Origin of the sequence: Humibacter sp. RRB41 (assembly GCF_022761015.1) — a bacterium.
Taxonomy (GTDB): Bacteria; Actinomycetota; Actinomycetes; order Actinomycetales; family Microbacteriaceae; genus Humibacter.
The window spans coordinates 632,346-655,470 of sequence record NZ_JAKWJQ010000001.1; the positions used below are offsets into that span (position 1 = coordinate 632,346).

Consider the following 23,125-nt stretch of genomic DNA (forward strand, 5'->3'; position numbering starts at 1 on the left):
CACGCGCCGTCCTCAGCTCGCGACGGGCCGCAGGAGTCGGCGGATGCCTCCGCGCGCGAGCATGAGCACGATGATCAGCGCGGTCACCTGGAAGAACCCGCCGAGATAGACCTGCCCCTGAAAGACGAGTGCCGTGAGCTCGAGCACGATGAACTTGCTGCCGGGCATGATCAGCAGCAGCGTCACGATGCTGATCACCCGACGCGGCGTCGACGAGGCCGACTTCACGCGCTTGAGGAGCGTGGTCTTGACCCAGACGACGAGCTCCAGAACGAGTTTGAGCAGCACCGCGGTGAGCAGCGTGAGCAGGTAGGTCTCCGCGATGACCTGCGGAAAGAACTCCACGAAGAGGCCGAGGACCACCGCGTATGCGAACACGTCGACGATGTCGGCCGCGCGCAACCACGGCATCCCGCGAGCCTAGCGAACGGATGCCCTGGCGAGCGTCGGCGAGCCTGCCGGTTCGCCTGCCCGAGCCCAGGCAGCCACGGTTCCGCGATGTCCAACGCCCTCGCGGCCGCAGCCGAGCTAGAGGGTCGTGCTACGTGCGCAGGCTCCTGAGCCCGGTGCGGATCTCGTTGATTAGGATGTCGGGTTGTTCGAATGCTGCGAAGTGTCCGCCCTTGTCGGCCTCGCCGTAGTGGATCAAGTCGGTGTAGGTGTCTTCGATCCAGCTTCGCGGCAGGCGTGGGATATCGCGTGGGAACACGGTCACCGCGACCGGGAGTGTGAGCTTCGGGCCGGCCATACTGCCGCCCTTGTTCTCCCAGTAGATGCGGGCGGACGATGCTGCGCTGTTCGTGAACCAGTAGATCGAGATCGCGTCGAGGATCTCATCGATGCTGAGTGCGTCTTCGGCGAGCCCGTGATTGTCGGTCTTGGATTGGAATTTGTCGTAGATCCAGGCCGCTTGACCGGCAGGAGAGTCCGCCAGAGCGATTCCGATGGTCTCTGGTTTCGTGCCTTGAAGGTGATTTGCTCCACCCATATCGCCGTTGTAAAGGGCGAGGGTGTCCATGGCGTAGCGCTCTTCGGGCGAGAGCGTGTCGGGGACCTCTGAGGGGAAGGCGTACGGGCTGTTCAAGTGAATTCCGAGCAGACCCGCAGGTCGCATAACCCCGAGTGCGGACGTTACGACTGAACCCCAGTCGCCGCCTTGAGCGGCCCAGTTCTCGTAGCCAAGGCGCTTCATCAGTTCCGCCCACGCGGTTGCGATGCGCGTAACGTTCCACCCCGTGTCGGTCGGCTTCCCAGAGAACCCGAATCCGGGCAGCGACGGAATGACGACGTCAAAGGAGTCTTCGACGTTTCCCCCGAACGCCACCGGGTCGGTGAGTGGTTCGATGAGTTTCAGGAACTCGACGATCGAGCCAGGCCATCCGTGCGTCAAGATCAGGGGCATCGCATTCGGATTCTTGGACCTGACATGGATGAAGTGAATGTCCAGCCCATCGATCTCCGTCAAGAACTGGGGGAATCGATTGAGTTCTCGCTCGAATCGGCGCCAGTCATACTCTCGCTGCCAGTAGTCGATCAGCGATGTGGTGTTCTCCAAGCGGACACCTTGCGACCAGTCGGGGACAGTTTCCTGATTCGGCCATCGCGTTCTCGCCAGTCGCTGCTTCAGATCCGCGATCTCGGAATCCGGGATCGCGACGGTGAACGGGCGGACGAGGGATGAGGATGCCGGCGTCGAAGAGGTCATGACCTTGCTTTCCTGAGCTGAATCACGGTGCGCGCGTGCACACTCTCGCACAACAGGCAGCGGATGAGGTTTGCGGCCGTACTCGACGGGGTGAACGCTTCCGACGGAGCTGCCGAAACGGTCTGGGTCGAATTCGTCGCCCGTCTCTGGCCCTTGGCGCACCGGTACCGAGTGCTGTTGACGCTGCGGCGCGGCAACGATAACGAGCCTGCTCGTCCTCGGAGTACCCGAAGCGTGCGCCAAGGCGCTGGTGGACGCCCGGCCGTGACGCCCTGCAGTCGACCCGCGCCGTCCTACTGCGAGAGGTAGGCCGACAGCCACGCATTCGCGATAATGCGGTGGCCGAGTTCGGTCGGGTGCACCCCGTCGGCCGCGAGATCGGCAGGCGAGAACTCCCCGAGCTGGGCCTGCAGGAAATCGTCGAGTGCAAGGTGACGAGTACCGAATTCGGCGGCCAGAGCCTGCACAACGGCGATCTTCGGATCGAGGTCCTCCCGCCACGTCGCCTGCTCGGGCGTCAGAGGGAGCAAGAACGGATCGACGAGGATGATCCGGCCGATTCCGGCACCGACCGCCTGTTCGAGAAGCGACCGGTACCCGCGCTCGTACTTCTCGACGGACGTCGGGTCGTCGCTGTCGTAGCGACGCCAGGTGTCGTTGATGCCGATCAGAATGCTGAGGGTGTCCGGATGCTCGTCGAGGCAGTCCATCGTCCAGCGATCGAGCAGATCGACGACACGATTGCCGGAGATGCCGCGATTGACGACCGTCTCCCCCTGGCGTACGAGCGCCAGTTTGTCCGAGACCTCGCGAACGTACCCGTGGCCGAGCTGTCGATCCGGATCGTCCCGTCGACCGCAGTCGGTGACGCTGTCACCGATGAACAGGACCTTCGTGGATGACATTCAACGCTCCTGACGGATGCACGGGCTTCGGACGGGGGCGCACGTTCAGCCGCGCGCCGAAGCGAGCTTGCCACATCGTGACGGTGCAGGGCGGGCGACGTCATTAGGGTGAGCCCGTGAACCTTCCTGACGACCTTCTCCGCCTGCTGCAATCGGCCAGCACCTGCTACATCGCGACGCTGATGAAAGACGGGTCGCCGCAGCTGACCCAGGTCTGGGTCGACACCGATGGTGAGCACGTGGTGATCAACAGCGTCGACACGCACCTGAAGGTGCGCAACATCCGCCGGGATCCCCGTGTGGCGGTGACCGTGAGTGATCCCGAGAATCCGCGTCGCTACTACCAGATTCGTGGTCGTGCCTCGCTGGGCTACGAGGGAGCCGCGGAGCACATCGACGCGTTGTCGATGAAGTACAGCGGGCGGCCGTACGCCTGGTACGGCGGTCGCGACCAGGTGCGCGTCATCCTGACCATCGACGCCGACCGGGTCAGCGCATTCGGCGGCTGATGCAGGTAACCCTGCGCCGCACGAGGGGGCGCGGATGCCTACGCTTGCCATCATGGGCACGGTGATCCTCGTACGGCACGGGCGCACCGCTGCCAACGCACGCGGCATCCTGGCAGGTCGTTCCCCGGGCGTCGCACTCGAAGCGACGGGCCGGGCGCAGACGGAGCGGATGGCCGAGCGCCTCGCCGCCGTGCCACTCGTGCGCGTTGTCTCGAGCCCGCTCGAGCGCTGTCGCGAGACATCCCGTGCCATCCTCGCCAGGCAGCAGGACGCGCCCGGCCTCTCCATCGAGCGCGGCATCACCGAGTGCGACTACGGCGACTGGCAAGGGCGCCCGCTGAGCGAGCTCGCGCGCGAGTCGTTGTGGGCGCAGGTGCAGCGGAATCCGGCATCCGTCGTTTTTCCGGGCGGCGAGTCCATGGCGGGCATGCAGGCGCGGGCCGTCGCGGCCATCCGACGGCACGATGAGGCGCTGACAGCCCAACATGGACCGGGCGCGGTATGGGCGGCGGTGAGCCACGGCGACCTGATCAAGTCGATCCTGGCCGATGCGCTCGGCATGCACCTCGACCTGTTCCAGCGCATCTACGTCGGGCCGGCATCCGTCTCGATCGTGCGATACGGCACGGGCCACCCCGAAGTGCTCGTCACCAACACGGACGCCGGCGACCTCTCGTGGTTGGGACGAAGCACCCCGCAGACGGATGCCCCGGTCGGCGGCGGCGCAGACACTCACTGAAGGTTCGGGGCCGGGCTCTTAAGATGAAGCCCATGCCCACGGTCGTCCACGGATTCGATTGGCCGGATCGCGTCGTCGTCGGCACGATCGGCCGCCCGGGATCGCGCACGTTCTACCTGCAGACGCGCGAAGGGTCCCGGCTGATCAGTGTGCGTGTCGAGATAGAGCAGTCGGCGGCGCTCGCGGACAAGATCGAGCAGATCCTCAACCAGCTGATGACCGAAGATCGCAACGCGCTGCGCATTCCCGTCGACGCGCCCCCTGAGCTGGTCGACACCGATCCGCTCGAGCCCGTCGAGGAGCAGTTCCGCACGGGAACGTTGGGGCTCGGCTGGGATCCGTCGACGGCGCAGATCGTCATCCAGGCGTATTCGTTCCCCGAGATCGACGACGACGTCGACCCGGACTCGATCGACGTCGACGAGCTCGAACCAGAAGAAGCGCTGCAGGTGCGGATGCCCGTCGGCACTGCCCGCGCCTTCGTGCAGGCCACGCGCGCGGTGGTGGGTGCGGGGCGTCCGACATGCCCGCTCTGTGGTCAGCCACTGGACCCGGACGGCCACGTGTGCACCACCTCCGACGAGCTGTGACGACGCCGAGCGCGGACCTCGAACACGGCGACCTCGAACTGATCGGACGCATCGAGGTCGCGTCGAACGAGACGTTCCTCGCGAGCATCGACGGCATCCGCGTCGTCTACAAGCCCTCGGAAGGGGAGCGGCCGCTCTGGGACTTTCCGGACGGCGACCTTGCGAACCGGGAGGTCGCCGCGTACCTCGTGTCGCAGGCGCTGGGCTGGAACATCGTGCCGCGCACCTGGCTGCGCGACGGGCCGCTCGGTCCCGGCATGGTGCAGGTCTGGCACGACGTCGACGCCGAACAGGATGCCGTCGACGTCGTTCCCGCGGATGCCATTCCACACGGCGGGTGGCGCCTCGTGTTCGAGGGAATCGACGAACGTGAGCGGCCGGTGGCGCTCATTCACGAGGACTCGGCCGTGCTGCGCCGCATGGCGGTCTTCGACGTCATCGTGAACAATGCCGATCGCAAGGCCGGGCACATCCTCGCCATGCCGGATGGCCATCGCTTCGGCGTCGACCACGGGCTCACGTTCCACGTCGAGCACAAGCTGCGCACGGTGCTCTGGGGCTGGGAGGGCGACGGTCTCGAGGCCGACGAGCTCGACGGCATCCGCCGGGTTCGGTCGGGCATCGCCGGCGACCTCGGCGCCGCGCTCGCCGCGTTACTGAGCTCAGACGAGCTGGACGCCTTTGCCGCACGCTGCGATCGGATGCTCGCTCGCGGCCGATTCCCCGGCCCGAGCGGCGACATGCCCGCGATGCCCTGGCCGCTGTTCTGAGCGGTCGGATGCGGTCGTGTCGCTTCCCTCGGCATCGGAGACATCGTCGGTAGGGGTCTTACCGCACAGCTGAAACGCCGTCCGGCCCACCAGCGCTGTCGACAGCAATGACACGATCGCAAAAATGGGGACGGTCCAGAGCATCGGCTTCCAGGCGCTCGCGACGGCGACCACGACGAGCACAGACGCGATGGCGATCGCTGCCGGAATGGACCAGAGCCGACGCGGTCGGATGCGTCCTCGCCCGCTCGCGAGCAGTGCGCCGACGATCAGGAACACCGCTGATACGAGCAGGGCGCCACCCATGACATCGCTCGACCTGTGCCAGCCCATCGATAGCACTCCCGCCCCGATCATCACTGTCCAGGCGAGGAGCAGCGGGGCGCACCAGCGGAGCCAGGTGCGTGGCACGACGATCAGAAGGGCGAGCGTCACGGCGGCGGCGACGGCGAAATGTCCGCTCGGATAGCTCGGATCGACATCGGGGGAGACGACCAGCCGCGGCCGCCCCGCGACGTCCTTGAAGGCCTGGGTCGCCAGCACGGCGACCGGAGTCGCGATAGCGACGATCGCGAGATCCCGCCACCGCCGTTGCACCGCTGCGATCAACACGGCGATGGCAAGGCCGGCCACGACCGTCTCGCCGCCGTGCTCGAACGGAGGGAACTGCAGGTAGTCGTAGGGAAACCACACCAGCGTTTGCGTCTCGTATCCGCCGAGCAACGAATTCTCTGCCCATTGCCCGATGGCCGTCAGATTCGAGATCGCATACAGAACGAGAAACCCGAGAATCAAGAGGCCCGCTACCGACAATCGCACCGTTTTGGCGCGGCGCGACGTGGCGTCGACCAAGATGACCTCGATTCCGGGGGCCGTCGCAAGACGTGGAGTGCGCCTTCGCCCCAGGCCCGACATGTGCGTGAAGCGAGAACTCTACCGGACCGCCTTGGTGCCCCACCCACGTCCCTCACTGGGGCAGGGCACCACCCCTCGACGGGGAGAGGGGAGACTCGGGGTGTCTCCACTGAAAGAGACGTCGATGGCACCAGATCATGACGGGAGGCTCTCAAAAGCGGAGACTGAAGCCATGCGTGCACAGTGGATGCTTCGCGCCGGCGTTCTTTGCGGTGCTGTGCTCCTGCTCGCGGCGTGCACCACGGCCGTGCCAGAGGTCACATCGTCATCGCCGCGGGCGCCGGCGACCCGCACCGCGACGGCCACGCCGGCACCCACGCCGACGATCCCTGCCACGCTCTGGTCGTCGTACCACTCCGACCAGGCACGCACGGCATCCGTCTCGGGCACCGCGCCGGCCTCGGCCAAGCAAGCGTGGCGGGCCGATCTCAGCTCTGCCGTCTACGGCGAGCCCGTCGTGTTCGGTGACACCGTGATCGTCGGCACCGAGTCGGATGACGTGGTCGCGCTCGATCGGACCACCGGTCGCCGCCTGTGGGCCTATCACCTCGGAACACCCCTCACGAACGTCGCTCAGCGTGCCGGATGCGGCAACATCGATCCGCTCGGCATCACTTCGACGCTCGCGATCGACGCGGCTCGCGCGGAGGTCTTCGCCGTCGGCGAGGTGGTCGGCAGCGATGGCGCCGTGCATCACAACCTCGTCGGGTTGGCCATCGCCACAGGGCATCCCCTGCTCAGTGAGAGCGTCGATCCACCGTTGCCCGCCGGTGAGCAGACCATCAACCTGTTGCAACGCCCCGGCCTCGCGGTGGCCAACGGGCGTGTCTACATCGGCTACGGCGGCAACTACGGGGACTGCGGCGAGTACCACGGCTGGCTCGTCGGTGCGTCCGAGACCCAGGCCGGCAGCCTCGTGAGCTTCGAGGTGGCACGCGACGGCCAGGGCGGCGCGATCTGGCTCTCCGGCGGTGCACCCGCGATCGGACCTGACGGCAGCGTCTACGTCACGACCGGCAACGCGAACCCGTTCCCGCCCGGCCTGGACCCGCTCGAGCAGACCGAGAGCGTCGTGAAGCTGTCGCCCACCCTTCAGGTGCTCGCCTCGTACAAGGACCCGGCGGCGGGCGGCGACGAGGACCTCGCGACCGGCAATCCGGTGCTCCTGCCCGGTGGTCTCGTCTTCGCGGTCGGCAAGACCGACAACGGATACCTGCTGCAAGCATCCGATCTCTCACGCGTCGCCGAGATCAGCGGCGTGTGCGGCAGCGACCCCGACGGCGGGCCGGCCTACGACCCGGCGACGCAGCATCTGTTCGTGCCGTGCCGGGGCGGTGGGATCCAGATCATCGACGTCGGCGCCCGCACGCTCGGTCCCGTACTCGCCGGCGCGAACGGCGCTCCCATCGTCGTCGGCGGCACGGTCTGGGCGTCCTCGTACCCTGGCGGCGGCCTCAGCGAGTTCTCCACCAACGGGGCTCGCCGGTTCAGCAACTGGACACGGGGGCGCTGCCCAACTTCGCGACGCCGTCCTTCGCCGGCGGGATGCTGTTCCTCGGCACCGCCTCAGGCGTGATCGCATTCGGCGGCTGATGGGCTCTGTTCCCTTCGGTGTATTCCGCGCCGACGGGTAGACCGCTAGGGTCTGATCAGCTTGGAAGGATGCGCATGCAGATCAGGGTTCCGCGGCGCCGAGAGACTCGCGGTGGAACCGCAGCGAAGATCCGGCCGTCGCGTCGGCGCACACTCGCAGCACTCGCCATCGCAGTGACCGTGACGGCCGCGCTCGCCGGATGCGTTTCGGCCGAGAACGCCAGCGCCCATGCGGCACACAGTCACGCTCCTCACACCACGGCGCCTGCCAAACGGCCGACGGCATCCGCCGCTCCCGACCCGGCGTTGTCGCACGCCGCGACCGCGGGCCCGGTGAGCAGCCCGGTGCCGAGCCCGACGCTGACCCCGGTGCCGGCGGGAACCGTCGTTGCGCAGGGCAGCGTCGCCTCGCCGAAGGGGAGTATCCACTTCAACTATCGGGTGGTCGCCAACGGTGACAACAGCTACTCCGCCCAGTACTCGAATTTCACCTCGACGGTGCCTGTGCCGGTCTCGGTGACGCTGCTGGACATCCCGCCCGCCGTCGGCGACGGGCTGACCTATCACGGAGTGGGTGACCATGTGCTCGGCGGTCCGACGACAACGCCGACGTCGTCGACCGCGTCACTCGGGTCAGAGGATCAGCCCTCCTACCTGAGCGCCCTGGTGACCTATTCGTCAGTGGCCTCCGACAATGGTGTCCCAGTCGAGCTCGGACCGAACAAGGTGCTCGCCGTGAACTCGGTGAACTGGTCCATCCCTGTTCGTCAGTCGAACGTGCACCCGGTCGACCATGGTGCGCGAACGTATGCCGCCGGCAAGGTCACGGCGACCACGCCAAGCGGTGCGCCGAAGAGCTACCTGATCGCCCCAGGCGATCTGACGGCCGTGGTCGCCGAACGTTTCGGCATCTCCGTCGAAGACCTCATCTGGCTGAACGCGAACCTGCAGGTCTTCGGCGACCAGCAGTACCTCTACGAGGGCACGACGCTCAATCTGGACCCCGACAGCCTCTGACGCCCGCCCGTTACACCTTCGGGAAGCCCTGGCGCCACGTCGGGTGGATGAGCGACATCCCTGCCGCTTTGGCTTTCGCGTTCGAGATGGCACGGCCCGTCGGCGCTCCCTCGGGGAGTGGTGCCTGCTGAGGTGCCGGAGCACCCAGCCCCGCTGCGTAGATCGGCAGCCAGGTCGTCCCCGCCGCCGGTTCGTCGTCGACGATGTGGTAGATCCCGTCAGGCCAGTCGATCGACTGCACGGTTGCGGCGACCACGTCATCGATGTGCGCGAACGACGTGATCGCCGGTGTCGCCGGTACCAAGCCCGCGGTCACGGCGGCTGCGATGCGCGCGCCGGGCGCGTACCAGGTGCCGGGGCCGTAGAGCATCCCGTATCGCAGCACAGTGGCGTGCGGCAGACCGAGAACGGCCTGCTCCATTCCTTCGACGGCCGAGCCGGGGATGATCGGGTCGTCTTCGGTGGCCGGCGCCTCGCCGTCGGGGAAGATCCAGGCGATGCTCTGCACGATCATCCGTTCGACCCCCGCCGCGGTGGCGGCCGCGACCAGGTTCGCCGTTCCGTCGCGGCGCAGACGAGCGTTGGCCTCGGTGTCGGCCATGCTCAGGTCGGTCAGTTCGTGCAGGACGAGATCCGGGGCTGAGTCGGCCACGACCTCTGCGAGCGCGTTCGCGTCGTACACGTCGACGATGACGCCTCGAGCGCCGAACTCGGCCAGACGCGGCAGGTTCTCCTCCCGTCGCGTCGTCGCGACCACGTCGTGGCCGCGAGCCGTCAACTCCGGAATGAGCCGGCTGCCTATCACGCCGGACCCGCCGGCCAGGAAGATGCGCATCTGTTCGCTGCTTTCTCGGGACGCATTCGGTCCCCTCGTCAGCCAAGACCGAGCAGGTCTCTGGGATGTGAGGCGTTCAGCTCCATCCTGGTGAAAAACGTTGTGCGTCGCCCCCAGCGACCGCGATCCTCATGGTGCCACCTCAGACGCTGTGACGCGCGGTCGGCTGGGCAGTGCGAGGATGATGCCGAGCGCGGCGCTGATGACGAGAGCGATGATCTCGGTGACGTAATCCGCCGTCGTCCCCTCGGGATGCAGGACGTGGTACCCGAAGTGCAGGACTCCGAAGACACCCCAGCCGACTCCTGCGATCCGGCCGGGAAGCGCGGTGCGAGCCAGCAGCCCGACGAGCGTGATGGCTGCGAGACCGAGATAGAAGCTGCCGACATCCCGGACGAGATGCTCGTTGTATGGACCGTCGACGCTGACGAAGTTGAGCCCGAAGCCGGGAAAGAAGTTGTAGAACGGCCGGGGGAGGAACTCGGCCCAGACGCCGGTGTAGAGCGCCAGAATCAAGGTGAGCGCGAGAAGGATGCGCCGCAGAGGTGTGTTCATATCTCTCAGGACCCGATGGTCGATGCATTTGTGAGGCGAATGCCTGACGTTTCCATTCACCGTCCCGTCCTGATCAGAGGAGGCCATGATGACCGATCACGATCACGATCTCGATGCCGAAGTGCTGGGCGAGCGCCGGCATCTGCTCGCGCTCGCCTACCGGATGCTCGGCACCGTCGCCGAAGCGGAGGACGCGGTGCAGGAGACCTACATCCGCTGGTACCGGATGAGCCAGGCCGAGCGGGACGCGATCCATGTCCCCAGGGCATGGTTGACCCGAGCTGCCAGCCGTGTCTGCTTGACCGTCCTCGATTCCGCTCGGATGCGGCGCGAACGCTACGTCGGCCAGTGGCTCCCCGAGCCCGTCCCCATCTCGGCGTTCGCAGAGGCGGGCTCCGGCCCAGACGACCCCCTGGATCGGGTCACACTCGACGAGTCGATCAGCACCGCGCTTCTCGTGGTGCTCGAATCCATGACCCCGGCCGAACGAGTCGCCTTCGTCCTGCATGACGTGTTCGCCCTGCCATTCGACGAGATCGCGGAAGTCGTCGGACGAACCCCTGCGGCCTGCCGGCAGCTCGCGTCTGCGGCGCGGCGTCGTGTGCAGCAGGCCAGGGCCCGCCAGGTCCCGCGAGCCGAACACGATCGGGTCGTGCAGGCCTTCGCCGCCGCGGCAAGGGACGGCGACCTCGCGGGCCTGGTCGCCGTCCTCGATCCGGATGTCGTGCTGCGCTCCGACGGCGGCGGCATCGTCACGGCGGCACGCAACCCGATCTACGGGGCCGAGAAGGTCATCCGCTTCCTGATGGGAGTCCTCGCGAAGAATCCCCAGGCGGATGTGATCGAGCAGGGTACCCCGGACGGGCTCGGCTTCGCCCTGTGGGACGAAGGGCGCATCATGGGCGTCGTCACGCTCGAGGTGATCGCGGGCCGGATCGCGAATGTGCGCATGGTCCTCAATCCCGACAAGCTCACCCTCTGGACGTGACGCCTCGATCGGGATTGCTCCGTAGGCGGACGCCTATTGCCCACCGAGGCGGTAGACCGAGACGTGGCTGCTGGACTCGGCTGTGAAAGGAGTCCGGTTCCAGTCCGCCCAACGGGACTCGAGGTGGAAGCCGGCAATGCGCCCCATGAGGTCGAGTTCGCTCGGCCAGATGTAGCGGTGGGGTGAGCGGAAGACCTCTGCCCGACGCCCACCTTCGATGTCGGCTTGGAAGCGGAAGTGGTGCGAGACCACCTGTTGATGGAGAGTGTCCACAGTGTCCACGAGGATGTAGCCCGGCTCGCTGACTTCGACCGTGCCCCCGTGTCCCGGCGGCAGCGCGCGCAATTGCGGCACCCAGAGCTCGATCACGAAGCATCCGCCAGGCCGTAAATGGCGGGCGGCGTTGACGAAGCACTCGACCTGCTCGTCTTGCGTCAGCAGGTTGGAGATGGTGTTGAACACGAGGTACGCCAACGCGAAGTCTGTTCCGGCGTTGGCGGACGCCATGTCGCCGAGGACGACGGGGATCCGGTCGTCGCCGACCTTCTCGCGAAGTCGCGAGAGCATGGCACGGGACAACTCGATTCCGCTCACCCCGACGCCGGATTCGGTCAGCGGAATGGCCACCCGCCCGGTTCCGATCGCGAACTCGACGGCGCGCCCACCGCCGGCCAGTCCCTTCAGCACCTGGACCGTCGGGCCGAGGATGTCCGGGCTGAACATGCCGGTACCAGGGGTGTCGTAGCTCTGCGCTGCTTCGGTATCCCAGACCTGCTGCTGATCGACCACAGAGTCATCCTGGCTCGAGTGTTCGAACGATGCAATCGACGGTCACGGCATCCATGTCCTGAAACACCAGTCGACGCGAGACTGTGCGCGGTGGGGCTGCGCCGTTGATCGCGGCATCTTCGGAAATCAGCCAGCGTACGGATTGTCGTAGGTGTCCCAAGGAACACGTAGCGGGATCCTTCTGCGTGCGTCGAATCTCCCTCGGAGGGAACTACCATTTCGGCGTGAGGGGATATGTCGAGGTGGCGGGTCGGCGGGTCTGGCATGAGGTCTCCGGGGTGGGCGACCCCGTCGTCTTACTGCACGGCGGATTCGTGGGTGCATCGTCGTATTCACGGCAGGTTCCAGCATTGGTCGAGGCCGGATATAGAGTCCATGTCCCCGAGCGACGCGGGCACGCCCACACACCGGATGTCGAGGGCCCGATCACGTACTCGGCGATGGCCGACGATACGGTTGCTTACCTCGAGCAGGAGGTCGGCACTCCGGCGCACCTCGTTGGATGGAGCGACGGGGCGGTGGTGGCGCTGCTTGTGGCCCAGCGTCGCCCTGACCTCGTGGCCCGGATGGTCCTGATCGGTCAGTACTACAACTCCTCCGGAAAGGTTGCCGGAGGAGATATCGTCGCGCTCCTCGGCACATCAGAAGTGATCGCGTTCCTGCGCCAGGGATACGATTCCGTCTCTCCGGATGGCCCTGAACACTTCGCGGTAGTGCACGCCAAGATGCTGCGCATGTTTGGCTCGGAGCCCGAGATTCAACTGCACACTCTGCACGGGATCACTAGCCCGACTCTCGTGGTACAGGGCGACAGAGACGAGGTCAGTGTCGAGCACTCCCTCGCCGTAGTCTCGGCACTTTCGCATGCGCGCCTCGCGGTGCTCCCCGGCGACCACACTCTCCCAATCGCCCGTCCAGACCTCGTCAATCCGTTGATCGTCTCATTTCTCGGCGTCGACGACCCGCAGCCTCCCCCCGACTGGAACGTTCCCACGTACTGACTGCGCTGCGGCACCGGCATTCCGTCGCAACGGCCGCAGTAAGCACGGACGCAGGGTGGCGACACCTCATTCAACCTCCGCCGATTCGAGTCCCTGAATGCAAACAGGACCGACATCGCAGCGCAAGCGTCCCAGGTTGGCAAACGGTCGCCGGCGGATCCGCTTGTGAGCGTCGCTCAGGTGACAAGTGCGAGTGAGCGAACTAAACGATGATCTCGCGGTTGCCGTCACCGACCTGGAATGACTCATAGTTCCGTGCCATCGATCACTCGCACCGACAGGCCAGCCTCGAAGGTCATCGAGTCCGCAGCGGTTCGTCGTGTTACTTATCGAATCGGTGTCCTGCTGCGTTCGGTGGCCTCAGGGTCAGGACGAGGATCAGCACTCCGAAGGCGAGGCCGAGGATGCCGGTAGTAACCGAAACGGTGATCGCTGCGGGATCGCCGCCAGATGTAGCGGTGCTCACCACGGACTGGACGCCGAAGGCATTCAACGCTGACTGAAGTCCGGCAAGTACGAGGAAGGGCAGCGCCCACCAGCCGTGGTGGTTTGAGTCGTGCAGGCGTCTCCAGGTCAGGGCTGCGAAGGGAAGGATTGTCGCTGCGGTCCAGACCGTCTGGCAGACGACGATCACCAGCGGAGCGCCGCCACCAGCTAGTGCACCGGCGCTGGCCATGACGATGCTCGCGAGAACGTTGATGCCGAAGTAGGTCAGCGCCCACCACCAGAACTCGGCACGGCTGGCGCGACCGGTGAATATGGCGTACTTCTGCCAGAACCGCTTGAACGCTGCACCGAAAGGTGCCCCGTAGTACGGCTGATCCAGCGGCGGCGCCCCGGTAGGCCGGGTTCCGAGCGGCGGCACTGACGGAGGCTGGGCCAGGGAGTAGTCGGGCATCTTCGCCTCCGGAATGCGGTGCTGATGGCGGGCAACGTGAGCACACGATATCGGAGAAGGGAAACTCGTGCAGACCCTCGATGAAGCGTGCATAAGCCGATCCCCTGGCGTGCGGATCGTTGGCGGCGATATCGTCAGATGTCAGCGTGGACGTGTGAGGAGTGTGCGGTCGTGGCCTCGTGGAGCGCGAATACGAGTCGGACGGCGACGCTGTGGGGCGGTGCTGGTCTCGCGTTGGGTGGGATTCTGTGGATACTCGCTGGTGTCCCGTTTCCGCACGTCGTTGCGGCCGGTGTGTGGCAGGCGACCGCGAACATCCTGATCTGTGCGGCGGCGGTGATCCTCGGGATGGGTTCGCACCACGAACCCGGAATCGCCGGCCGTTCTGGATGGGGTGTTACCGCTGTGATCCTGTTCGGGGCTCGCAATCTCGTCCTGGCGGTGTTCGGTTGGATCTCGTTGGCGGCTTTCAATGCGACCGGGACCGTCATGCCCGTTGTGGTTGTGATCAATGCGGTCCTCGTCATTGCCTTCGCCTTGGCGACGCTTGCAGCCGGAATCTTCGCGATCCAAGCGGGAGCACTCCACGGGGTCGCACGATGGACGCTCTTCGCTGTCGGATGCTGCTACCTGCTGTCGATCCCGTCCCTCTTCGTTCTCTGGAATCCGGTGAGCAGCATCCTCGGATACCTCGGCCCCTGGCTCGTCATGATCACGGGCCTGTCGTATGCAGTCCACGGCCAGCTAACCAGCATCCGGGCCCGTACCAAGGCCATCAACGAGCAGTGGTGACCTCACACATCGATGACTTTGAATGTCTACGCTGACCTTTTCGATGACGACCTTGAATCAGTGGCTACCGCACTCGATGCCGGAGCGGCTGCTGCAGATGTGGGCAAAGTGCGGGCAAGAGTAGTCATTCCCAGGTTCGGGAGCCTCCTTGGAAAACGAGAAAACCCCCGGATGACCGGGGGTTTCGGTGGTGGCTCCGACCGGCATCGATCCGGTGACCTTTCGATTTTCAGTCGAACGCTCTACCAACTGAGCTACAGAGCCGAGGCATCCTGATGGATGCCTACTGGAAAAGAAGCCCTCCATATAGAAGGGCTTCTCCACCGCGACCCTGACGGGACTTGAACCCGCGACCTCCGCCGTGACAGGGCGGCACGCTAACCAACTGCGCTACAGGGCCTTGATATTTTCAGTTATAAGTGTAGTCATGCTCGCGGCTCCGGCTGTGACCCCAACGGGATTCGAACCCGTGCTACCGCCGTGAAAGGGCGGCGTCCTAGGCCACTAAACGATGGGGCCGTCCACGCTCACGGCGCCTGACTACCGAGGGTAAAGCCTAAAGGAACCCTCGCCGATTGCCAAACCGGGTCGGTACGTCGCGGTCTCGCGCCACGATTCAGGACAGGCGACGTCTCGAGCGGGCTATGGGGATGGCCGCGCGTATGTCCTGATTCGTGGCGCCCCCTCTCCGCGCCGAATCCCGCGACGAGCCCCGAATGGCCCGGAATCCCGGACGGGCGGGCGTTACGGTGGCACGAGTTCCGAGCACGTCGACCGGCAGCCGCGCGGCCATCCGAGGAAGCGAACCATGACGCGAGACCCCCGAAAGCGACGGCGCGTGCGCCTCGGAGCCGTGCTCACGGGCATCCTGATCGCGGCGCTCTGCGGCGGCATCGCGCAGCCCGCGTACGCCGACGCGTACCCCAGCTGGCAGGACGTGCAGAACGCCAAGGCGAATCAGTCGGCGGCTCAGGCGGAGGTGACGAAGATCCAGGGGCTGATCGCCAACCTCCAGTCCCAGGTGGAGCAGACCAAGGCCGCTTCGGTCAAAGCGGGCGAAGAGTTCAACGTCGCTCAGCAGAAGTTCGACCTCGCCGACGTGAAGGCGCGGGAGCTGCAGTCGCAGGCATCCGGCCTGAAGAAGAAGGCGGATGACGCCACAACGCAGGCGGGACGCCTCGCCGCCGAGCTCTACCGCTCCGGCGGCGGCGACCTCACGGCGAACCTGTTCCTGAGCGGATCCAAGAGCTCAGCGGATGCCGACAAGTTGCTCGACCACCTCGGCTCAGCATCGAAGCTGGTCGAGAACACCAGCGGCATCTACGAGCAGGCCGAGCAGGCACGCAACACCGCGAAGGCGATGAGCGATCAGGCGAACACTGCCCGGACGGAGCGCGAGACGCTGCGCACCGACGCGGATGCCGCCCTCAAGAAGGCGGTCGCCGCTGCGAAGGCTGCCCAGGGTGCGTTGACGACGCAGCAGGCGCAATCCGTCGTGCTGAAGGCCCAGGTCGCGGCGCTGAAGGACAAGACGACTGCGACTGTCGCCGGCTATCAGAAGGGCGTCGCTGCTCGCGCTGCCGCTGCCAAGAAGGCGAACAGCAGCGCCGGGCTGCCGGGCGGTTTCGTCGGTCCGCAGGGCTGGGCGGTGCCGGCGTACGGGCCGATCACGGACGGCTTCGGCGCTCGGGTGTCGCCCTGTGCGGGCTGCTCGTCGTACCACGAGGGAGCCGACATCGGCGCCGCGTGCTACTCCACGATCTACGCCGCCTACTCGGGCGTCGTGTCGTACACGGGGCCGAACGCCGGCTACGGCAATTTCATCCTGCTCGACAACGGGGGTGGCACTTCTACGGCATACGGACATATCGTGGACGGAGGCATCCTGGTCGGAATGGGCCAGAGCGTGGGGGCTGGGGAGCCGATCGCGAAGGTCGGTTCGACCGGAAATTCGACAGGGTGCCATCTGCACTTCGAGGTGCGGATCAACGGGAGCGCGATCGACCCGATCCCGTTCATGTCACAGCGGGGGGCACCACTTGGCTGACAACAAACGCGCGTTCGAGCGCAAGCCGCATACCGGCATCCGGTCGCATTCAGCGGCCCAGTCCGGAAAAACCGGCCCGATCGTGATGCGTCCGATCGCCATGGGTGCGGCGGCGGTCGGGGTGATCACCGCGTCGATCGGCATCATCGCGCCGCCAGCGTATGCGGACGACTACCCGAGCTGGAACGACGTTCAGCACGCCAAGCAGAACGTCGAGGCCCAGCAGGCGCTGGTCGACAAGATCACCGGCCTGGTGGCCGACCTGCAATCCACTGTGGATGCCGCCAACAAGACGGCAGACGTGGCCGCCGAGGCCTACCTCAACACCAAGATCAAGCTGGATGCCGCAACCAAGACCGCGAGCGACCTGACCTCGAAGTCGAAGGCTGCGGCCAAGACGGCGAAGACATCCGCAATGCGAGCGGGCCTGCTGGCCTCGCATCTGGCGAAGGCCGGCGGCGACTCGTCGATCAACCTGCTGCTCTCAGGCGGCAAGGTCGACGAGTCCAACCAGCTGCTCTACCAGCTGGGCACGATGAGCCAGCTCACCGAGCAGTCGACGACCGTCTACCGGCAGGCGGTCACCGACAAGAACACGGCGGACTCCCTCGCTGCCCAGGCGGCGTCGGCCGAGAAGACGCGAAAGTCGCTGACGGCGGATGCCAGTGCCGCGCTCGACAAGGCGAAGGCTGCGGCCACGGATGCGCAGGCCGCGCTCTCGCAGCAGCAGTCCAAGCAGAGTGAGCTCGTCTCACAGCTCGCGTCGCTGAAGAACACGTCGGAGCAGCAGGCTGCGCAGTACCTAGTCGGCAAGAAGAAGGCCGACGAGGCAGCGGCCGCCAAGGCTGCTGTAGTCAAGGCGCCGCCAGCCCCGCCGGCGTCTAACGGCGGGTCAGCGGGCGGCTCTGGTGGCGCTGGCGGCTCGGGCGGCTCGTCGGGCGCCGGGGGCACGGCACCTTCCGGAGGCGGCGGATCGGCACCGTCTGGAGGTGGCGGATCGGCGGGCGCACCGAACAGCAGCGCGGTGGAGACGGCGATTGCCTACGCCTACGCCCACATCGGGGCGCCGTATGACATCGGCGGCCAGGGCCCGGTCTACTATGACTGCTCGGGATTGGTGATGATGGCGTACCTCGCGGCCGGCATCGGCACCGGGGACCACAGCGTCACGTCCCAGTTCTACACGGCACAAGCGCGCGGCCAGCTGGTTCCGCTGAGCCAGCGTCAGCGCGGCGACATCATCTTCTGGTACGACGGCGGCTTCTACCACGACGCCATCTACCTGGGCGGCGGCCAGATCATCGCCGCACGCGATTACGGCGAGCCGCTCGCGGTGCAATCCCTCTGGGGAAGCCCCTACCCCTACGTAGCGCGGCCTTCCGCCTGACACAGCGCCGGTGCGAAGGTCTGGTGGCGGACGCGAGCCGATGGCCGGACAGCTCAGTGCTGCTCAGCGAGCCGCGTGATGGCTTCCTGCACGATGCGGTCGGCGTCGGCGGCGTTGCCCCAGGCATCCACCTTGACCCACTTGCCGGGCTCGAGGTCCTTGTAGTGCTCGAAGAAGTGCTGGATCTCCTTGCGCGTGTACTCCGGAATGTCTTCGACATCCTGAATCCACGTCCACCGCGGGTCCTTGTACTGCACGGCGATGATCTTGTCGTCGCCACCGGCCTCGTCGCTCATGTGCAGCACGCCGACCGGGCGCACCTTCACGCCGACACCCGGGAACAGCGGGTAGTCGAGCAGCACGAGCACGTCGAGCGGGTCGCCGTCTTCTCCGAGGGTGTTCTCGAAGAATCCGTAATCGGTGGGGTAGCTGAAGTTGGTGTACAGCACGCGGTCGAGGTACACGCGACCGGTCTCGTGGTCGACCTCGTACTTGTTGCGGCTGCCCCGCGGGATCTCGATGATTGCGTCGTAGTCGGCCATGCTGCCGGTGCTCCATTCGTGGGGTGATGCTGACGGATGCCCACCGCGGCAGGGCTGCACGCGCCACCGCCGCAGACACGCGCTACCAATCTACCGTCGGCCGAAGACGTTCCGATCGGCCTCGCGCCAGCGCCTGCTGGACGTGCGTCGAACGGCGCATGGCCGCCCGATGCAGTGTGGCCTAGCGTGGAGCCGTGACCGAAGCCGACCGCCGTCCGCGGCTCACCCCTCCCATCGCGGACGTGCGCCGCGCGGTACGGGACGCACTCGCGGCCGCCGGAGTCGTTCAGGGCGATCTCGTTCTGGTGGGCCTCAGCGGCGGGGCGGACTCGCTCGCGCTGGCCGCGGCGACGGCGTTCGAGGGGCCGCGGGCGGGCATCCGTGCCGGAGCCATCATCGTCGACCACGGGCTGCAGGATGCCTCAGCCGCGACCGCGGACCGCGTGCGCGAGCAGGCGGTCGCCCTCGGCCTCGATCCGGTGGTCGTCAAGCGCGTCGACGTCGCATCCGCGACGGCCGGCGGTGGTCCCGAGAATGCCGCAAGGGATGCGCGTCGCACCGCGTTCACGGAGGCGATGATCGAGACCGGCGCCACGCACGTGCTCCTCGCGCACACCCTGGACGACCAGGCTGAGACGGTGCTGCTCGGACTCGCGCGGGGGTCGGGAGCGGCGAGCCTGCAGGGCATGGCAGAGGCGGCCGGAACGGTGCTGAGGCCGTTGCTGGGCATCCGTCGGGCAACGACTCGGCAGGCGTGCCTCGACGCTGGCCTCACGCCGTGGGACGACCCGCACAACGTCGACCCTTCTTATGCGCGCGTGCGCGCGAGGCGCGAGGTGCTTCCGGTGCTCGAGCGCGAGCTCGGTCCGGGTGTCGCCGAGGCGCTCGCCCGCACGGCCGAGCAGTTGCGAGAGGATGCCGAGGCTTTCGACGAGATGATCGAGGAGCTCATCGAGGACCTCTGCGAGCCGGCCGAAGCCGGAATCGCCGTGTCGGTGGGCGCGCTCGAGGCGAACCCGCCGGCACTGCGCAACAGGATCATCCGTTTCGTGGTGTTCAGCGAGTTCGGGGTCGCGCTCGAGCGGGTGCATGTTCTCGCGGTCTCGCGGCTGGTGACCGACTGGCACGGTCAGAAGTCTCTGGATCTGCCCGGTGGAATACAGGCCGCGCGCTCGGGAAGCCACATCGTGTTCTCCACCACGGGATCGACCGAGGTTCTGCCGCACGAGCACTGATCCAGCAGCCTCGGGCGCATGCGAGGATGGACCACATGCTGCCCGAAGACATCGAAGGCGACCTCACGCAGGTGCTCGTCACCGAAGACCAGATCAAGCAGCGGCTCGTGGAGCTCGCAGCCCAGATCGACACCGAGTACGCGGGCAAAGACGTGCTGCTCGTCGGAGTGCTCAAGGGCGCCGTCATGGTGATGGCCGACCTGGCGCGGGCGCTGAGCATCCCGATCAACATGGACTGGATGGCCGTGAGCTCGTACGGTGCCAGCACGAAGTCGAGCGGTGTCGTGCGCATTCTGAAGGACCTCGACTCGGAACTCGCCGACCGTCATGTGCTGATCGTCGAGGACATCATCGACTCCGGCGTCACCCTGTCGTGGCTGCGCGAGAACCTGCTGTCGCGCGGGCCGGCATCCGTCGAGATCTGCGCGCTGCTTCGCAAGCCGGATGCCGCCAAGGTCGAGGTCGACGTCAAATACGTCGGTTTCGAGATTCCGAACGACTTCGTCGTGGGATACGGCCTCGACTTCGCCGAGCGCTACCGCAACCTGCGCTCGGTGGGCGTGCTCGCGCCGCACGTCTACGAATAGCTCGCTCAGCAAGCTGAGCCCGCCGCCGCCAGCACACAGTCGATTGCTGACAAAGGGTTAGCACGCCGTCGGCGAACACGCAGATTTCCTCAAGGACGGTAGCGATACCCTGACAGCACCATGAACCTGAAAAAGATCTTCCGTGGCCCCATCCTGTGGATCGTGCTTGCGGTCGTCATCGTGTGGATCGGCTCGAGCCTCATCACGATGTCGGGCTACAAGGGGATCACCACCGAAAAGGGCCTCGAGCTCCTCAAGGAGGGCAAGGTCGCGTCCGCGACGATCGTCGATACCGATCAGCGCGTCGACATGACCCTGACGAAGGCCGACGGCAACAACGGCACAGAGGTGCAGTTCTACTACGTGGCGCCGCGTGGGACCGAGATCGTGAAGGCCGTCTCGGGCGCCGACCTCTCGAAGGGCTACAACGATCAGGTTCCCCAGCCCAGCTGGTGGTTGTCGGCGTTGAGCATTCTGCTCCCCGTCATCCTGATCGGCGCGTTCTTCTGGCTGATGCTCTCCGGTATGCAGGGCGGCGGCAACAAGGTCATGCAGTTCGGCAAGTCGCGGGCGAAGCTCGTCTCGAAGGAGAGCCCGAAGGTCACCTTCGACGACGTGGCCGGCTCCGACGAGGCCATCGAAGAGCTCGAGGAGATCAAGGACTTCCTGAAGGAGCCTGCGAAGTTCCAGGCGGTGGGAGCGCGGATCCCCAAGGGTGTTCTGCTGTACGGCCCTCCAGGAACCGGCAAGACGCTGCTCGCTCGCGCTGTCGCGGGTGAGGCGGGCGTGCCGTTCTACTCCATCTCGGGTTCCGACTTCGTCGAGATGTTCGTCGGCGTCGGCGCGAGCCGTGTTCGCGACCTCTTCGACCAGGCCAAGCAGAACGCGCCGGCCATCATCTTCGTCGACGAGATCGACGCCGTCGGTCGGCACCGTGGTGCGGGTATGGGCGGCGGGCACGACGAGCGCGAGCAGACCCTGAATCAGTTGCTGGTGGAGATGGATGGCTTCGACGTCAAGACGAACGTCATCCTGATCGCGGCGACGAACCGTCCCGACATCCTCGACCCCGCCCTGCTTCGTCCCGGCCGCTTCGATCGTCAGATCGGCGTCGACGCGCCTGACATGCTCGGCCGCAAGAAGATCCTCGAGGTGCACGGACGTGGCAAGCCGCTGGCCGCGGGCGTCGATCTCGAGGTGCTTGCACGCAAGACCCCGGGGTTCACCGGAGCGGACCTGGCGAACGTGCTCAACGAGGCCGCTCTGTTGACGGCCCGTTCGAACGCACAGCTCATCGACAACCGCGCCCTTGATGAGGCCGTCGACCGTGTGATCGCAGGCCCGCAGAAGCGCACCCGCGTGATGAAGGACCAGGAGAAGCTGATCACGGCGTACCACGAGGGCGGACACGCGCTCGCGGCGGCGGCGATGCGCCACACCGATCCGGTGACGAAGATCACGATCCTGCCGCGCGGCCGCGCCCTCGGTTACACGATGGTGATGCCGCTCGAAGACAAGTACTCCGTGACTCGCAACGAACTGCTCGACCAGCTCGCCTATGCGATGGGTGGACGCGTCGCCGAAGAGGTCGTCTTCAAGGACCCCACGACGGGTGCTTCGAACGACATCGAGAAGGCCACCGGCATCGCCCGCAAGATGGTCACCGAGTACGGCATGAGCGCCGACATCGGTTCGGTCAAGCTCGGCCAGTCCTCCGGTGAGATGTTCCTCGGCCGCGACATGGGTCATCAGCGCGACTACTCGGAGCGCATCGCCGAGCGAGTCGACGCGGAGGTTCGCGCCCTGATCGAGAAAGCGCACGACGAGGCGTGGCAGGTCATCAACGACAACCGCGACATATTGGATGCCCTGGCTCGCGAGCTGCTCGAAAAGGAGACTCTCGACCACCACCAGATCGCCGACATCTTCTCGAACATCAAGAAGCTGCCGGAACGCCCTGAGTGGGTCTCGGCCGACAACCGCGTCTCGCCCGGAATTCCGCCGATCGCGTACCCGGAGCCCGAAACGGCGCCGATCGACGGTGGCATCGTCGACGGTGGAGTCGATTCCGATCCCACTCCGTCGAAGCCGAAGCGTTCGCGTCAGGTCAAGCCACGCCCGGCCACCGCGTAAGCACGAGGACCACGTGGCCGTCGACCGCGCACGCATCGAATCGGCCGTAGCCGAACTGCTCGCCGCCATCGGCGAAGACGTGACGCGGCCGGGGCTCGAGAAGACCCCGGCTCGCGTCGCCGAGTCATACGACGAGTTCTTCGGCGGACTGGGCCTCGACGCAGTCGAGCCGCTTCGTGACACGGTGCCGCTCGGCGACAACGATCCGGAGACGGTGCTGCTGCGCGACATCCGTTTCCGCTCGATGTGCGAGCACCACCTGCTGCCGTTCGAAGGTGTCGCCCACCTGGCCTACCTTCCCGGTGAGCGGGTCGTCGGCCTCGGCAGGCTGCCGAAAGTGGTGGAGATCCTCGCCGCGCGGCCGCAACTGCAGGAGCGCCTCACCGAAGAGATCGCCGACACGATCGTGCAAGGCCTCGACCCGCGCGGTGTGCTCGTGGTGCTCGACGCACGCCACGCCTGCGTGACCACGCGCGGCGCCCGCCAGAGCGATGCCACCACCGTCACGATCGCCAGCCGCGGACAGCTCAGCGACCCGGTCGTGCGCGCCGAACTCATCGCCCTGATCGGCCGGGGCGTGAAGTGACGCAGAT

General features: G+C 66.3%; 24 protein-coding genes and 3 tRNA genes. 15 read left to right on the plus strand and 12 right to left on the minus strand.

What is annotated here, in order from left to right:
• Nucleotides 1-12: 12 nt before the first annotated feature.
• The 3 genes from MJ603_RS03065 to MJ603_RS03075 form a co-directional block, all read right to left on the minus strand.
• Nucleotides 13-411, minus strand: coding sequence for a hypothetical protein (locus MJ603_RS03065; RefSeq protein ID WP_243062186.1), 399 nt, complete (start codon nt 409-411; stop codon nt 13-15).
• A 130-nt stretch (nt 412-541) separates the two neighbouring features.
• Nucleotides 542-1,705 carry an epoxide hydrolase family protein gene (locus tag MJ603_RS03070; protein ID WP_243062187.1) on the minus strand — a complete coding sequence of 388 codons (1,164 nt, stop codon included), beginning with the start codon at nt 1,703-1,705 and terminating at the stop codon, nt 542-544.
• A gap of 293 nt (nt 1,706-1,998) precedes the next feature.
• Nucleotides 1,999-2,610: an SGNH/GDSL hydrolase family protein gene (locus MJ603_RS03075; RefSeq protein WP_243062188.1), complete on the minus strand. Its 612-nt coding sequence runs from the start codon at nt 2,608-2,610 to the stop codon at nt 1,999-2,001.
• Between the two features lie 116 nt (nt 2,611-2,726).
• Between MJ603_RS03075 and MJ603_RS03080 the strand changes: the two genes are divergently transcribed.
• The 4 genes from MJ603_RS03080 to MJ603_RS03095 are packed head-to-tail and all read left to right on the plus strand — an operon-like array spanning nt 2,727 to nt 5,218.
• Nucleotides 2,727-3,119 carry a PPOX class F420-dependent oxidoreductase gene (locus MJ603_RS03080; RefSeq protein ID WP_243062189.1) on the plus strand — a complete coding sequence of 131 codons (393 nt, stop codon included), beginning with the start codon at nt 2,727-2,729 and terminating at the stop codon, nt 3,117-3,119.
• Nucleotides 3,120-3,171: 52 nt separating this feature from the next.
• Complete coding sequence (locus MJ603_RS03085; protein WP_243062716.1) at nt 3,172-3,858, plus strand: MSMEG_4193 family putative phosphomutase; 687 nt, start codon at nt 3,172-3,174, stop codon at nt 3,856-3,858.
• Nucleotides 3,859-3,890: 32 nt separating this feature from the next.
• Entirely contained in the window at nt 3,891-4,448 is a 558-nt protein-coding gene (locus MJ603_RS03090) for a DUF3090 domain-containing protein (RefSeq protein ID WP_243062190.1), read from the plus strand.
• Nucleotides 4,445-5,218 (plus strand): SCO1664 family protein, encoded by a 774-nt coding sequence (locus tag MJ603_RS03095; protein WP_243062191.1) that lies wholly within the window; start codon nt 4,445-4,447, stop codon nt 5,216-5,218. The genes MJ603_RS03090 and MJ603_RS03095 overlap by 4 nt, the downstream gene beginning before the upstream one ends.
• Here MJ603_RS03095 and MJ603_RS03100 read toward each other — a convergent pair.
• On the minus strand, nt 5,111-6,133 hold the full coding sequence (locus tag MJ603_RS03100) for a phosphatase PAP2 family protein (RefSeq protein ID WP_243062192.1): 1,023 nt from the start codon (nt 6,131-6,133) through the stop codon (nt 5,111-5,113). The genes MJ603_RS03095 and MJ603_RS03100 overlap by 108 nt on opposite strands.
• Nucleotides 6,134-6,305: 172 nt before the next feature.
• On the opposite strand from MJ603_RS03100, the gene MJ603_RS03105 reads away from it, so the two are divergent.
• Together MJ603_RS03105 and MJ603_RS03110 are read left to right on the plus strand one after the other, a co-directional pair.
• Entirely contained in the window at nt 6,306-7,709 is a 1,404-nt protein-coding gene (locus MJ603_RS03105; RefSeq protein WP_243062193.1) for a PQQ-binding-like beta-propeller repeat protein, read from the plus strand.
• A 92-nt stretch (nt 7,710-7,801) separates the two neighbouring features.
• Nucleotides 7,802-8,743: a LysM domain-containing protein gene (locus tag MJ603_RS03110; RefSeq protein WP_243062194.1), complete on the plus strand. Its 942-nt coding sequence runs from the start codon at nt 7,802-7,804 to the stop codon at nt 8,741-8,743.
• A gap of 10 nt (nt 8,744-8,753) precedes the next feature.
• On the opposite strand, the gene MJ603_RS03115 is transcribed toward MJ603_RS03110, so the two are convergent.
• Together MJ603_RS03115 and MJ603_RS03120 are read right to left on the minus strand one after the other, a co-directional pair.
• Nucleotides 8,754-9,578: an NAD(P)-dependent oxidoreductase gene (locus MJ603_RS03115; RefSeq protein ID WP_243062195.1), complete on the minus strand. Its 825-nt coding sequence runs from the start codon at nt 9,576-9,578 to the stop codon at nt 8,754-8,756.
• A 129-nt stretch (nt 9,579-9,707) separates the two neighbouring features.
• Nucleotides 9,708-10,133 (minus strand): hypothetical protein, encoded by a 426-nt coding sequence (locus MJ603_RS03120; protein ID WP_243062196.1) that lies wholly within the window; start codon nt 10,131-10,133, stop codon nt 9,708-9,710.
• 88 nt (nt 10,134-10,221) lie between these two features.
• Here MJ603_RS03120 and sigJ point away from each other — a divergent pair, with 88 nt between their 5' ends.
• Complete coding sequence (gene sigJ / locus MJ603_RS03125; RefSeq protein ID WP_308220559.1) at nt 10,222-11,121, plus strand: RNA polymerase sigma factor SigJ; 900 nt, start codon at nt 10,222-10,224, stop codon at nt 11,119-11,121.
• A 33-nt stretch (nt 11,122-11,154) separates the two neighbouring features.
• Here the strand turns inward: sigJ and MJ603_RS03130 are convergent, their stop codons facing one another.
• Nucleotides 11,155-11,910 carry a class I SAM-dependent methyltransferase gene (locus MJ603_RS03130; RefSeq protein ID WP_243062198.1) on the minus strand — a complete coding sequence of 252 codons (756 nt, stop codon included), beginning with the start codon at nt 11,908-11,910 and terminating at the stop codon, nt 11,155-11,157.
• Between the two features lie 224 nt (nt 11,911-12,134).
• Between MJ603_RS03130 and MJ603_RS03135 the strand changes: the two genes are divergently transcribed.
• The gene (locus MJ603_RS03135; RefSeq protein ID WP_243062199.1) at nt 12,135-12,911 is read left to right on the plus strand and encodes an alpha/beta fold hydrolase; all 777 of its coding nucleotides are present in this window, start codon (nt 12,135-12,137) and stop codon (nt 12,909-12,911) included.
• Nucleotides 12,912-13,233: 322 nt separating this feature from the next.
• Here the strand turns inward: MJ603_RS03135 and MJ603_RS03140 are convergent, their stop codons facing one another.
• Nucleotides 13,234-13,809, minus strand: a complete 576-nt coding sequence (locus MJ603_RS03140; protein ID WP_243062200.1) for a DUF805 domain-containing protein — start codon at nt 13,807-13,809, stop codon at nt 13,234-13,236.
• Nucleotides 13,810-13,980: 171 nt separating this feature from the next.
• On the opposite strand from MJ603_RS03140, the gene MJ603_RS03145 reads away from it, so the two are divergent.
• Nucleotides 13,981-14,601 (plus strand): hypothetical protein, encoded by a 621-nt coding sequence (locus MJ603_RS03145; RefSeq protein ID WP_243062201.1) that lies wholly within the window; start codon nt 13,981-13,983, stop codon nt 14,599-14,601.
• A 188-nt stretch (nt 14,602-14,789) separates the two neighbouring features.
• On the opposite strand, the gene MJ603_RS03150 is transcribed toward MJ603_RS03145, so the two are convergent.
• From MJ603_RS03150 to MJ603_RS03160, 3 genes are all read right to left on the minus strand, one after another.
• Nucleotides 14,790-14,865: transfer RNA gene (locus MJ603_RS03150), tRNA-Phe, on the minus strand.
• Nucleotides 14,866-14,927: 62 nt separating this feature from the next.
• Nucleotides 14,928-15,001: transfer RNA gene (locus tag MJ603_RS03155), tRNA-Asp, on the minus strand.
• A gap of 46 nt (nt 15,002-15,047) precedes the next feature.
• Nucleotides 15,048-15,120: transfer RNA gene (locus tag MJ603_RS03160), tRNA-Glu, on the minus strand.
• A gap of 289 nt (nt 15,121-15,409) precedes the next feature.
• On the opposite strand from MJ603_RS03160, the gene MJ603_RS03165 reads away from it, so the two are divergent.
• Together MJ603_RS03165 and MJ603_RS03170 are read left to right on the plus strand one after the other, a co-directional pair.
• On the plus strand, nt 15,410-16,648 hold the full coding sequence (locus MJ603_RS03165) for a M23 family metallopeptidase (protein ID WP_243062202.1): 1,239 nt from the start codon (nt 15,410-15,412) through the stop codon (nt 16,646-16,648).
• Complete coding sequence (locus tag MJ603_RS03170) at nt 16,641-18,035, plus strand: C40 family peptidase (protein WP_243062203.1); 1,395 nt, start codon at nt 16,641-16,643, stop codon at nt 18,033-18,035. The genes MJ603_RS03165 and MJ603_RS03170 overlap by 8 nt, the downstream gene beginning before the upstream one ends.
• A 53-nt stretch (nt 18,036-18,088) precedes the next feature.
• On the opposite strand, the gene MJ603_RS03175 is transcribed toward MJ603_RS03170, so the two are convergent.
• Nucleotides 18,089-18,577 (minus strand): inorganic diphosphatase, encoded by a 489-nt coding sequence (locus tag MJ603_RS03175; RefSeq protein ID WP_243062204.1) that lies wholly within the window; start codon nt 18,575-18,577, stop codon nt 18,089-18,091.
• A 194-nt stretch (nt 18,578-18,771) separates the two neighbouring features.
• Here MJ603_RS03175 and tilS point away from each other — a divergent pair, with 194 nt between their 5' ends.
• The 4 genes from tilS (at nt 18,772) to folE (ending at nt 23,118) form a co-directional block, all read left to right on the plus strand.
• Nucleotides 18,772-19,812 carry a tRNA lysidine(34) synthetase TilS gene (gene tilS, locus MJ603_RS03180; protein WP_243062205.1) on the plus strand — a complete coding sequence of 347 codons (1,041 nt, stop codon included), beginning with the start codon at nt 18,772-18,774 and terminating at the stop codon, nt 19,810-19,812.
• A gap of 35 nt (nt 19,813-19,847) precedes the next feature.
• Nucleotides 19,848-20,399 (plus strand): hypoxanthine phosphoribosyltransferase, encoded by a 552-nt coding sequence (gene hpt / locus MJ603_RS03185; RefSeq protein WP_243062206.1) that lies wholly within the window; start codon nt 19,848-19,850, stop codon nt 20,397-20,399.
• A gap of 120 nt (nt 20,400-20,519) precedes the next feature.
• A complete protein-coding gene (gene ftsH / locus MJ603_RS03190; protein ID WP_243062207.1) occupies nt 20,520-22,532 on the plus strand; it encodes an ATP-dependent zinc metalloprotease FtsH in 2,013 nt (670 codons plus the stop codon).
• Between the two features lie 13 nt (nt 22,533-22,545).
• On the plus strand, nt 22,546-23,118 hold the full coding sequence (gene folE, locus MJ603_RS03195; protein WP_243062208.1) for a GTP cyclohydrolase I: 573 nt from the start codon (nt 22,546-22,548) through the stop codon (nt 23,116-23,118).
• The last annotated feature ends 7 nt before the right edge of the window (nt 23,119-23,125 follow it).